This window comes from Bacillus cereus group sp. TH152-1LC (genome assembly GCF_027710505.1).
Lineage (GTDB): Bacteria > Bacillota > Bacilli > Bacillales > Bacillaceae_G > Bacillus_A > Bacillus_A mobilis.
Window position 1 is genome coordinate 21,840 of the sequence record NZ_JAQFNK010000024.1, and the last position, 12,069, is coordinate 33,908.

A 12,069-nucleotide genomic window follows, 5' to 3' on the forward strand; every position below is an offset into this window, starting at 1 on the left:
AATCAATAACATGATTTTTATTCATTCTGTGATGGGTATTGCACGATAATATGTTGGTCTGAAAAGTTTCTCGATCGGAACTTCAAGGAAATCAGCTATTTTTTTAGCTTTATTGTCTTTCAGACTCCTTCTTCCAATTTCAACATCATATAATGTGCCGATCGGAATCTTAGCGCCTTTGGAAACTTCCTTAATACTTAAACCTTTGGATTCCCTGTATTCTCGTACAACGGTTTTGTTTTCATGTGACGCTAGCATTTTTTCACCCTCCCTTCCCTTAATTACATTGTATTCGGCTTAAAGCCGAAAGCCAACACAAAACGAATAAATTTTATTCAAAAACGCAATTTTGTTTTAAAATCCATGCAAAGGAGTTTAATTATGACCAATACATTTCTAGGACAAAACCTTAAACATCTCAGAAACTCACAAAAGCTAACTCAAAAAGAGCTAGCTTCCAAAATTAATATCTCTTATTATGCTTATAACAATTGGGAAAATGATTTAAGGGAACCCGATTTGCTATCTTTAAAAAAGTTTTCTATTTACTATGACCTTCTTATTGATGAATTAGTTAATACACAAATAATTTCATCAGATTCTATAGAGATACAAAATCAAAAACTAGATATGATAAAAAATCTAGAAAAAAAAGATATACTAAAACCACTTGAAGAAAACTTAAAAAGACTAAGATCATTAAAGGGACTAAGTCGCAAAAAAATCGCCGAAGAATTAAATACTCCCTATAGTACCTATGCTGGCTGGGAAAATGGATTTAGAGAACCTGATATTTCCACGCTCAATAATATAGCTTCATACTATAAAGTAAGTATAAATGATTTATTGAATCCAGAAGCGGCCGTTAGGGATGAAGATACATTAAAGCTCATTTCGCGCTTATCTAAAAATTTATTTGAAACATACATAAGTGTTCCAGATGAGCATAGAGCCGAATTAGAGAAAAAATTGATCGCCTATATGAATGAATTTAAATCTCAAAAAAAGATCAAATAAGTTTAGTTAAAATAATTATGTTTAAATTAGCCTGTCTTTTCTATATTTTCCCTTGTACTTTCTTGTTTACATATTTGGATTAAATCCATATATAGGTTGAAAATAGTGTATACATCAGTTGTACCACAATTATTCTTAACATTTTGCTCTAACCATTGAATATTTAATTCCATGACAATGCCACGTCCTTTTCTTATAATTTAAGAATCAGCGTCAAGGTGGTGTATTTTTTTTACAGAATCAAAAATCGCACCACCCCCTAAAAAGTACGAAAGACGCTACAATAAGTAGCGTCTAATCATTTCAAAATTCAGTTTTTTAAATTTAAACTCAACCAGTCCCAGGGTCTACCATCATATAAGATGTAGTTAAAGAGGGATTATCTTGAACCTTAGCAAACTTTTGAACAGGTTCGTCATGTAAAGAAGTTACTGAAATCCCTAAGATAAGTAAAATGCACATTAAATATTTAGTCAACTAAATTCACCTCGCTTTTCAATAGCGCTTGTTTCACACCTCTAGCATAAAACAAGTTTCCAGATCTTTCAAAAGATATTAATGCCTCTTTTAAACCTTGTATGTCTCCAACTACTTTTGAATAAGAATATAATTGATGTGCACTAAATCCATTTTGTTCCAAAATTTTATACATTGCAAGCCCTTTTTCTCGATCTCCATGTATACATTCATAATGAGCGTGTTCACCAATATGAATATAATCAAAATCAATCTTATGAAGATTAAAATTATTTTCGATATACAGATGTGCCAATGTTGTTTTAAAAGCAAAATATTTTTGAGACTTTCTAGGGACATGGATATTATCAAGAAGCTCCAAAGCTGATTCCATGTGCATTTCTGCCCTCAAAGGGTCCTCATATATGTAACTCTCTCCTAAACACCCTTTTGCAACAGCCTTAATCATCGGAATTTCTAAGTCTGATTTTATGATCGATTCACAGACTTCTCTACATTTATCAATTTTGTCACTCAATAAATATATATATGCAAGCCTTTCTCTATATTGCATATATAAATGATCTTTTATATATGTCTGTTTAATGTCTTTTATAAATTTTTCCGCGTCTTTTGCAAAGGGAGCAACTGCATTTGATTCATCCTCATCATACATAGCCACAGTATAAAGCAAATTTGATAACGCTTGACACTGCGTTAGAAGAAATTTTTAAAGTTTTAATTTCATCAACTATTTTTTGCCCCTTAATTTCATTTTTATTTCTTCGATTAAATAAATCATAAATTAATAGGTACTGACTCACACTATCGGTATTAATATGTTTTTTTATTAATCCATCTATAATCTCATAATCACCAGAAACATGCGAATAACACAAGGCTTTCCTAATGTTCAAAGGGCTTTTTACTAAGAGTATAAAGGTATTAATTTTTTGACGCCTTACTTCTAAATTATCATATAAAATACTAACAACTTTTAAAAAGCTGTCTAATTTCATTTCATATTTATTTTTACATTCTATTGCCCTAGTTATTTTCTCTCTACTTACCCCCGATAATTTAGCTATTTTACGTAATGTATATTTTTCGTTTATTTTTTGCGATATTTCATCCATAAGATGTTTCATTGTAAATTCTTTTGTAATGATCTCGTTCATAGTGACAATTCCTCCTCACTAAACCCTATTAGCCCTTTACAAAATTTTAACATATCTTCATGTTTTTTATTTTAGAATATTACGAATCTTCGTCAACCTGGTTGAAAAAATATATACTGAAAATTCTGAAAATTATTTAAATTTTTATTGGAATTTCGAATAGGTTTTATTCATCTTTTATTGATATTTTGTGAGGAACGTTTTACAATACAAATATAACAACAAAAAAAATAAACCCACCTCGAGCTTTTATCTGGCTGAAGTTTGGCGACGACACCAGATAAAAGCTCCCTAACAGGGTTCATTCACATAAAAAATTTATATGATTTTTTTTAGTATCATACTTGATACTGAAATTATACCATATTGTATATGTAATGTGAATATAGAACCTCTGTTTTTCCAGCATTTTTCTGTTTATTTTAGGTGGGAAAAATAGGAGGTTTTTTCATGCTACTAAATAACTTTTTGCTGAGTAGAGCAAAACGAGAATTAAGTCCAAACCTTGTTCATGTTCCTACAGGTGCTATCAATAAATCTGTTAAAAAAGTAATTAAAGCTATTGATATTATTCTGTTCGAGTATGAAGGTAAAACCACTAAAGAATACTTCGAACAAACACCACGCCGCTATAAGGCATTAGAAGTTGTTTTATCTTACCTAGTACAAGAAGGCTACTCTCAAATGAGACAAAATCAAATCAGTGAAAAATCGGGTATTTCTGTGCCGATCATCAACTTTATTCTGAATTGGTTAGAGGACCTTGAAGTATGCCATCAAATCAAAACAAGACGTCATGGTAAGATTGCACCATCTATTTACATATTAAGCCTCAATACTAATTATTTAAAAATCATTGAATATTTTAAGCAAAAATGGGCGTTTTCAATTGATATTTTTTCTACATTTACAAAGTTTCTATCTAAAAAACTAAGTAAAAAACAGGAGAAACCTACAGATCAAACTGAAAAGCCAACTGTACCTACATGCCAGGGAGTAGATATATTGGATGCTGTTGCTCCTACAAATGAAGAAGTAGAAGTAAAAGAACAGCCAATGAATGCCCCTAATTCGGGTGAAAAGCTAGAACTACGCTTCCGCGAAATGGATGAGTTTATGAGCGAAGATCAAAAGAAACTTTATATGTATATCATAAGTAAAGATACAAATATTACTGAAAAAGATGCTTATACAAGCGCATTGCGTATGCCGCCAGACGTAGATTGGGAAGCAAGAAAGACTTTTGAGGATTGTGTACAGTTTTTTGAGATAAACAAATCACAAGAAAGTACGCCCGCTCATTTCATGAAAATCTATACAAAACAGTTAACTGCAAATAGGAAGCGTAGACAGCAACAAGCGCAAGAAAACATAAGAAATATAGGATTGAGAAAATCAAATAAGAGTACAATCCCGTTAGATTTATTCAAAAAGATGCTTGATCCAAACGCGTAAATCTCGTTTTTTACAAAAAAAATAATTGTTTTATAGCCTTGTTCAAAAAATTCATATCTAACAAGGCTTTTTGTCATGCCATTCTTTATTTTAATAGATTAAACATATTATCAATCTATTATACTTTTATAAATTAAGGGCGTTTTTCACAACAAATCCACTATAAATTTAAACTCGAATTGAACCTGCTTTTAAATCAGTAATTAAATAAGAAGAAATCTCTAATCCCTTGTAAGAGTAAGGCTCATTGAGCAAAAATAAATCCTAATGTATTTAATGATTCTAATTTTTTAAAAACAAGATTTAATTATAAGGGGTTTCCTATATCGAGAGTTTCTTTTTTTTATAAACTTCTACATATCATCCAAAAATTGATCATAATATCAAAATAAAAATCTTCTCTTCACTTAATATATAAATCTACAGTATTTCAGTTGCTCATCCTATTTCCGAACAAACACATTAATAATTAGTAGCTTTATTCGTTTCTTTTCCTACATATCATGATAATTGTGTATCTATTATCAATCCTAATTCTATCCAAGCATACTGCAATAATACTGATGCTTATGTTATGCCAAAGTGATGCGAATATGATGTCTATGTAATGTATACATGATGAAACGCGGCATCATTTCGGCATAAGTGCAAATTAAGGTTAATGTACACAAACACTAGCTTTATTCTACATACATAAAGAAAAAGAAAAATGAAGCTCTCCTGTTAAGGGTATCTTGATTCAGCTATGAATCAGATTCCGTTGACAGGCAGATTTTCAAAAAACTACGTAGGCGGGGCGGCGGCCATTCCCATTCCTCGCATATCGTCCTCCCTCAACATCGGCCCATCATTCGCCTTCCGCTCATTCCAACACATCTATATATCCCCCTATATCACAACCTCACGACCTGTCTAGCCAGGCCTATATGTCTCCGCGTAGCCTCGCAATGTCTCCGCTATGGCATCCCACACAAGCCCCTCCAAAAAAACATCACGCTCTAGAATCCCCTATTGCCTGTTTATGTGGTTTTCGCATATAATTGCGGTACACAATTTTTAGGAAAAAGGAGTATATAAAAATGACTTGGGAACTTTCTGTTGATGTTTTCCTTTCTGATTTGTTAAAACATGGCCGTAAATCTTCCACCGTTAAACAATACCGCTACGATCTCACGCTTTTTACATCATGGATTCAGAAACGCGTCAAATTACCCCCAGAATCGTTTTTTCGTTCTTTCGATACAAATGTATTAGATAAATACTTAAAGGCCCTTAAAAAGGAACGTGGAGCGTCAATTTCTAATATCAAACGTGTACGAGGCATTCTGATTAACTTTTTACAATTTCATGGTGTGGCCCAGGATTTAAAAAGTGATGTCTCCCCTCCTGGACTAACTTCTAAACACTTTGCATCAGATCAAGAAATAAAAAAACTATTCCGCGTCATGCGTAGTTATAACGGATTAACCGACTACCAAGCAACCGGAAGAAAATTTATTCTAGAACGTAATCTTTTATTAATTCATTTCATGTTAGATTATGGGCTATCTATCCAGGACATTCTTACGCTTTCTATGCATGATGTACACTTTGGGACAAATACGATTACCCCAGGAGGGTTACACGCACACAAACGATCTATTACCCTTTCAAAAGAGCATGTAAAACTTGCCTTATCTTATTACAACAAGATTCCTAATCTTGTTAGACCACGCCAACAAACGGGCGATCCCTTCTTTGTGGCGTTTGATTTCGGCCCGCAAACATTCCGCTGGGACTATGAAAACGATCACCCCGCCGCTTTAACTCGAATCGCTGTACAACGCATGTTACAAAAAGAAGCGAAACGCACTGAAATTCATGTCACACCTACTATGTTACGGAACCGTTTTATATTAAATGCGCTACAGAATGGCATGAAACCCATTGAAATTAAAGCGTTTTTGGGATTAAAAAGCGTTGAGGCCCTGCATAGGTACGTTCAATTCTGGAATAAACAGCAATAACATGGGAGCTCCCCTATAATGGAACGATTTTAAATTGTGATATAATGAACAAAAAGATAGATATAGAGGGGACATTATGACAGAAGAGCAGTTATTAGAGCTTGCGAAAGAAATTTACCAACAATCATTTGAAGCGAATAACTTTTACGAAATAATGATGCAAATAGAAAGAGAAAAAGTGGAATTTTTTGATGAAATAAGAGTTTCCTCTGCTTTTTATTCTTATATTTATAATTCATTAGTAGTTTCAACGTTTGCAGTCGTGTCCAAATTGTATGATAACACTGAACATAGAAATGCAATTAGCGTTAAAAAATTTCTTAATCGATGTATGGAGTATAAAAATTTTTCAACTGAATTGATAGTAAGCGGGCCAACACCAGAAGCCTTTTTTAAATTAAAAAAACAAGAATATGAACAATTCGAAAAAAATAACAGCTTAGACTGGTTGTATACTCAAAGGAATAATATATATAGTCATAATACTAAAAAGGCTATGAAAAACATGGATAAATTAATTGAAGATAATCCTTTAAGAAGAGAGCATATAAAACAATTTATTGATTTTTCACTTGAACTAAGTCAAGCTGTCATTGTTTATTTGACAGGCGAATTAAGAGCTTCATTACCAAAAAATATTTCTGATTTAAAAAATACATTGATGTTAGTTCGTATAGGAAATGAATATAAAGAGACTTATATTAGTGAAAAATCACGTGAATAAATCGATAAAAAAGCCCTGGTGCAAGCAAAACCAGGGCTTTTTTATGGTATTTGTTAACCCTAAAATAATTTCTAAAAAATTCAAAATAAGTAAAATAACGCTTGTTTTGTGCGCTAGCGCATGATAAAATGAAATTAAGAAATGCGCTAGCGCATTAAAACAATAAAAAAGGAGCTGTTGACCATGAAATTCTTTCAAAGCGTCACTACCTTAGAGGAACTGAAAAAGCAATATAAAAAACTAGCAAAGAAACACCATCCTGATTGTGGCGGGAAGCATGAAGATTTTATCGCATTAAAGAAAGAGTATGACAGACTTTTTGAACAACTACATAGTAACTCTGGAACACAAAACAATGGAGCATACCAAAACATCATAGACGAACTTATCAAATACGATATCGAAATTGAGATCATAGGGACCTGGATTTGGGTAACAGGAAACACTTATTCTTTGAAAACTGAATTAAAAGAGTTGGGTTTTAAATGGGCATCTAAGAAAAAGGCTTGGTACTGGTACGAAGGAGAGTATAAGAAGTTTCATAATAAAGACTTCTCACTCGATGAAATTCGCACAATGCACGAAGTGAAACGTATCAAGAAAAACAAGCCAAAACTTGAAGCATAAGAGGGGATTTCCCCTCTTATCTTTCTCAAAAAGGAGATGCCCGCATGTATGTAAATGCAAATTGTGAAAAATTCAAGCACATATACGATATGAAAAGATTAAAGAGTTATAGTGACATGGTTGATCGAGATATAGAAAGATTAGAAGAAATAATAAAAAAACTTAAAAATTATCAAATGGATATATATGAACATGCTCAAACTGTTGCAAATACTGAATTTAAAAGCGTTGTGACACTCGTTAGAAGAAGGGATTATTCTACAAATCATGTGAAATATCATGTACAACTAGAAATGCGACCAAACGTCAGTACAGATTATATAGAAAATGAACGGGTGTACGGTTTTTACAAACATGAAAAAATGTTTACAGGTAGAGAACGTCACCTGGCTTTAAAATATGCAGATGAGCTTGCAAAGCAATATCATTGCGAAATTGAAAGGAAGGGATTTTATGCAAAGAAAATTTAGGCTTCCAGACGATGTCTGGGAGCAATTTTTACAAAAAACAAGTGCCCCTGGCGAAACCTTACGTTTATTAGTGATTAATTACAATAATGATGATAGCGACCCATTAGAAGAAGTCATGGGCGTTGAAGAAGCCGCCGAAAAGTGGGATATGCCACCAGGAACAATTAAAAATTTATGTGCCGCGGGAGAAATAAAAGCAAAAAAAATAGGTAACAGGTGGATTATTTCAAAAAGACAATCGGCCCCACGATCTAAAAATAATTAAATTATATGAAAATCAATAAAAGTCAATACAAATGAATACAAGTGAACACGAATCAATATGAAAAATACTTGTATTTTAATGATTTTTATGGATTTTTACTGATAATTTTGTATTGACTTGTATTAAATTGTATTAATTTGTGTGTAATTGTATTGACTTTTTAGGAGCGTTTAGCATATAATGGAATTAAGTTAATCGATAAAAAATAATCTTTAGGAGGTTTTTATATATGGCAATTCTTAAAGCTGGTGCAGACGCGGGAAACAGTGGTTTAAAGTTAAATGTATTAGGTCTTGATCCTTTATTCATACCAAGTATTTATTCACATCACATTGGAGAAGCAACGAACATTTTGAGTGATGAGGATATTTCTATTGAAGAATTAGAAAACAACATTGATGTTACAATTTCATCACCTACCTTAAAAGCAAACAATCTGCGTTACATTATTGGTCAAAAAGTGATTGATGAAAACATTAAAGGTATTGAAATGGAAAAGAAATCGGATAAATCGAAAGATGATCTTGTGCTACTTGTTACATTAGCTGGTTTAGCAATTACAGCTATGAAAAAACAACCGAATAAAGATAAAATTGATGTTACTTATGATCTTTCTGTTGCATTACCTGTCGCAACAATTACGCCTCAAACAGCACAAGAATTTGTAGAGCGTTATATGAATCATCATACAGTAAAATTCCATCACCCAAGCGGACGTGAGGTAGTAGTTAATATCCAAATTGAATTTTGCAAGTGTTTACCAGAGGGTGCGGCGGGTTCATGGGGAATCGTTTATGATGAAAAAGGTAAAACCATCAAAAGAAAAGTAGAAGCTACAGAAGGCAAAACTACAGAAATAGACTTTGTTGACAAAACAATATTATCTTTCGATATTGGCGCTGGTACGACAGAAGAAGTTGTTTCTCATGGTGTTAGTTTTAAACATAAAATGAGTCGTGGTTTACCATATGGAGTGAAAGAAACTTTACTTGATATTATCAAGGTTTGGAACTTAAACAATAAACAAAAGACAATAGACAGTATTGCTGAATTTAATGCAATTTATCTTGATTCTGAACATCCTCGTCATATTCGTTTAAAAGAGGCATCACGTGGCGCATTATTAGGTTTAGCAAATCGAATTGCAACTGATATTATTAATAAAATTGATGATATGAAAGATGATCCGTATGTATTCATTTATGGTGGCGGTGCCGCAATCGTAAAAGAAAGCCTACAGCAAATTTTAGAGCAAAAAGGACGTTTAACAAATGTTATTTTCTTAAAAGACCCACTTTTCGTAAATGCACGCGGATTACTTGTGTACACATGCTCTCCAAGATTTGAAGAATTAAAAGAAAAAGCGCTTGCTCCTGTCGGTGAAAAATAATGGCTCGTAAAATATACAAAGCTGGTGATAGAGCAAATGTTTATATTAAGAAAGACATTTCACCAGACATGATCGATTTTATAAACAAACAAAGTGATCTTACAATGTTCTTTTTGTATGCGGCACAACAACTTCATAAACAAATTGGTAATGTAGATGTAGCGGAAATTTTACCACGTAAATATACATTTGCATTGGATAATGAAACACAACCTTTACCAATTAAACATGATGAAAGTTCAAAAACTGTTCATACACCTGTTTCAGATCAAACTCATATCGAAACAAGTCAAGAAATAACGAATCCTGGGGAATCCAATGATAAAGAAGAAAATACATCATGGAATAAACTAAATGATTTAGAAGATGATCCATATGCATAATGCAAAGAAAGAGTTGTTCTTTTATAAGAGCAACTCTTTTTTTTTAATTTATAATAAAAGTATCAAAGAAAAGGGAGAGAAGTTCATGGCTTATAATCTCGTTACAGACAAACTTTATAGAGTTGACTTTGAAGAATTAGAAATTATGTTTAAAAAAAATAATTCACTGGATTTTCAGCATCAAGATGAATGGCTTAATAGTTGGTTAGAAATATTAAAAAAAGCGGATCAAGACACAAATATCCAAATCGAAAATAAAAATAAACACAACCTCTCTTTTGAAGGGTTTGACATTTTTCAAAAAAAAATAATTCTTCCTTCATTTACATTCTATTTGAATTTTGTAATTACAGGTGCCCACCTTTTCATAAAAAAAACAAACCCAAGAATCAAAAAAATCTCATTGGATAGTATACAGAATAAGTCATTTCCCTTAGATTGGACCCCTACTGACAACTGGAAGGGTTCTGTAAATAACCAAAAACCGATTATATGCACACAGTTTCCATTCGGCATGAGTGAATACCTACTAATTGATGGAAACCATCGATTAACAGCAAAAATAAATACACGACAAAAATCTGTAAAATCGTATATTATTAGTGCACAAGAAATTGTAGATCATAGTATATTACCAATGTCAATTGATGCAACTATGTATCTATTTATCATGGAAACCTCAAACTTTTCGAAAGCATTATCAGAAAATAAATACACCCATCAACAAATTTTTGACTCTTCTTTAATACATTCAACATTTAAAGAAGTTTTAAATTAATAAAAAAGAGTTGTTCTTTCATAAGAGCAACTCTTTTTTTATTAGGGTTATCTTTGTATTGATTTGAAAGTCATGAAGATTATTAAAGAAAATACTTACAAAGACTTGATTAAACAAAGATTACACTTCAAAATTGGAATTGAACGACCTTTGAGCGAGGGAGGATAAACATATGAATGATACAACATCACAAGAACGCGCTTACTGGACACATGAAGTATCTGAAAAACTACAAATATCTGATAGCACTTTAAAGCGCTGGGCGAATGAACTAGAAGTGAGCGGGTATAAATTCGCAAAAGGTGCAAATGACAGTCGTGCATTTACCGCTCATGATATACAAGCATTAGAAAAGTATAGGTATTTGACCAAAAAACAAAAAGTAAAAAAAGAAGAGGCCGCAACAGCTGTTGTAGAAGAGTTTAAAGAAAAAACGAGCGATTGGGCGCCCCCCGCTCATCAAGAAAATGAACTAACTTTGAATAGCTCACAAGTCGCTCAAACTTTAGAAACTTTTATGAGACAACTTCAAGAACAAGAAAAAACAAATCAACAAATGCTCCAAGAATTACAGTCTGCTAACGAGCTAAATAAAAACCTATTATTGCAATATGAACAATTGAAACGAGATTTTGATGAAATGCGTGAATCACAAAAACTCATAGCATCTACCCAAGAGCAAAAACAAGGATTCTGGTCTAGGCTCTTTTCAAAAAATAAAGACGCATGATGAAAAACTACATCATGCGTCTTTATTTTTGTTCCACTACACAAATTATTTTTCTTCAAAACTAAATTCTAATTTGCTGTTTGCAAATTAAATCTTTTTTTATATTTTCTTGCGTGTAAATGTCAAAATGTTTTTGGAAACCGCCTTGCAAAGATTTGTTGTATGATGCCTAAGTCAAATCTTTGCATTATATGTATACCAGATTCCAAGCATAAAATTAACAAAATCGTTCGTCTGATTGCTCTATGAATTTATGAAATTCTAATCGGAAATTTAAGTTTTTAAAATAATGGGTAGAATATTTTCTGAAATATATGTCCAAACTTGTAAATAAATTAACAAGTTTAGGAGATGTGTTATATGTTTTTTAAAGATAATAAGACTCTTTTAAAAAAATGGCTAGATCGTCATGGGATTGAGCAAAAAGAGATACTGAAAGCTACAAAAATATCTAGCGCAACTTTAACAAAGGCTTGTCGCGACAAAACGTATATCCCAACACCCCTTGTAATGAAAAAGCTCTTGAAAGCTATTAGAAAAATAGACCCCTACGCACAACCACATGACTTTTGGAAAATGTAAATAGGCAC

15 protein-coding genes are annotated in these 12,069 nt (G+C 32.3%); 12 read left to right on the forward strand and 3 right to left on the reverse strand.

Annotation, left to right across the window (positions count from 1 at the left end; genetic code table 11):
- Nucleotides 1-21: 21 nt before the first annotated feature.
- On the reverse strand, nucleotides 22-258 hold the full coding sequence (locus tag PDL00_RS29485; RefSeq protein ID WP_000881199.1) for a helix-turn-helix domain-containing protein: 237 nt from the start codon (nucleotides 256-258) through the stop codon (nucleotides 22-24).
- Between the two features lie 123 nt (nucleotides 259-381).
- Here PDL00_RS29485 and PDL00_RS29490 point away from each other — a divergent pair, with 123 nt between their 5' ends.
- Nucleotides 382-1,017: a helix-turn-helix domain-containing protein gene (locus tag PDL00_RS29490; protein ID WP_000185547.1), complete on the forward strand. Its 636-nt coding sequence runs from the start codon at nucleotides 382-384 to the stop codon at nucleotides 1,015-1,017.
- A 469-nt stretch (nucleotides 1,018-1,486) separates the two neighbouring features.
- On the opposite strand, the gene PDL00_RS29495 is transcribed toward PDL00_RS29490, so the two are convergent.
- Nucleotides 1,487-2,149 (reverse strand): AimR family lysis-lysogeny pheromone receptor, encoded by a 663-nt coding sequence (locus PDL00_RS29495; protein ID WP_270733217.1) that lies wholly within the window; start codon nucleotides 2,147-2,149, stop codon nucleotides 1,487-1,489.
- The gene (locus tag PDL00_RS29500) at nucleotides 2,142-2,651 is read right to left on the reverse strand and encodes an AimR family lysis-lysogeny pheromone receptor (protein ID WP_270733139.1); all 510 of its coding nucleotides are present in this window, start codon (nucleotides 2,649-2,651) and stop codon (nucleotides 2,142-2,144) included. Before PDL00_RS29500 ends, PDL00_RS29495 begins: the two co-directional genes overlap by 8 nt.
- Before the next feature lie 450 nt (nucleotides 2,652-3,101).
- Between PDL00_RS29500 and PDL00_RS29505 the strand changes: the two genes are divergently transcribed.
- From PDL00_RS29505 to PDL00_RS29555, 11 genes are all read left to right on the forward strand, one after another.
- On the forward strand, nucleotides 3,102-4,106 hold the full coding sequence (locus PDL00_RS29505) for a Replicase RepFR55 (RefSeq protein WP_270733140.1): 1,005 nt from the start codon (nucleotides 3,102-3,104) through the stop codon (nucleotides 4,104-4,106).
- A gap of 1,079 nt (nucleotides 4,107-5,185) precedes the next feature.
- On the forward strand, nucleotides 5,186-6,112 hold the full coding sequence (locus tag PDL00_RS29510; RefSeq protein ID WP_270733142.1) for a tyrosine-type recombinase/integrase: 927 nt from the start codon (nucleotides 5,186-5,188) through the stop codon (nucleotides 6,110-6,112).
- A 76-nt stretch (nucleotides 6,113-6,188) separates the two neighbouring features.
- On the forward strand, nucleotides 6,189-6,836 hold the full coding sequence (locus tag PDL00_RS29515) for an AbiU2 domain-containing protein (protein ID WP_270733143.1): 648 nt from the start codon (nucleotides 6,189-6,191) through the stop codon (nucleotides 6,834-6,836).
- Between the two features lie 183 nt (nucleotides 6,837-7,019).
- On the forward strand, nucleotides 7,020-7,463 hold the full coding sequence (locus PDL00_RS29520) for a molecular chaperone DnaJ (protein ID WP_099685963.1): 444 nt from the start codon (nucleotides 7,020-7,022) through the stop codon (nucleotides 7,461-7,463).
- Nucleotides 7,464-7,507: 44 nt separating this feature from the next.
- On the forward strand, nucleotides 7,508-7,933 hold the full coding sequence (locus tag PDL00_RS29525) for a hypothetical protein (RefSeq protein WP_270733146.1): 426 nt from the start codon (nucleotides 7,508-7,510) through the stop codon (nucleotides 7,931-7,933).
- Entirely contained in the window at nucleotides 7,917-8,198 is a 282-nt protein-coding gene (locus PDL00_RS29530) for a helix-turn-helix domain-containing protein (RefSeq protein ID WP_270733148.1), read from the forward strand. Before PDL00_RS29525 ends, PDL00_RS29530 begins: the two co-directional genes overlap by 17 nt.
- Nucleotides 8,199-8,427: 229 nt before the next feature.
- Nucleotides 8,428-9,588, forward strand: a complete 1,161-nt coding sequence (locus tag PDL00_RS29535; RefSeq protein WP_270733149.1) for a ParM/StbA family protein — start codon at nucleotides 8,428-8,430, stop codon at nucleotides 9,586-9,588.
- Entirely contained in the window at nucleotides 9,588-9,971 is a 384-nt protein-coding gene (locus PDL00_RS29540) for a hypothetical protein (RefSeq protein ID WP_270733152.1), read from the forward strand. The genes PDL00_RS29535 and PDL00_RS29540 overlap by 1 nt, the downstream gene beginning before the upstream one ends.
- Nucleotides 9,964-10,749 (forward strand): hypothetical protein, encoded by a 786-nt coding sequence (locus tag PDL00_RS29545; RefSeq protein ID WP_270733153.1) that lies wholly within the window; start codon nucleotides 9,964-9,966, stop codon nucleotides 10,747-10,749. Before PDL00_RS29540 ends, PDL00_RS29545 begins: the two co-directional genes overlap by 8 nt.
- A 172-nt stretch (nucleotides 10,750-10,921) precedes the next feature.
- Nucleotides 10,922-11,479 (forward strand): MerR family transcriptional regulator, encoded by a 558-nt coding sequence (locus tag PDL00_RS29550; protein ID WP_270733157.1) that lies wholly within the window; start codon nucleotides 10,922-10,924, stop codon nucleotides 11,477-11,479.
- Nucleotides 11,480-11,839: 360 nt separating this feature from the next.
- Nucleotides 11,840-12,061, forward strand: coding sequence for a helix-turn-helix domain-containing protein (locus PDL00_RS29555; protein WP_082769959.1), 222 nt, complete (start codon nucleotides 11,840-11,842; stop codon nucleotides 12,059-12,061).
- Nucleotides 12,062-12,069 lie beyond the last annotated feature (8 nt).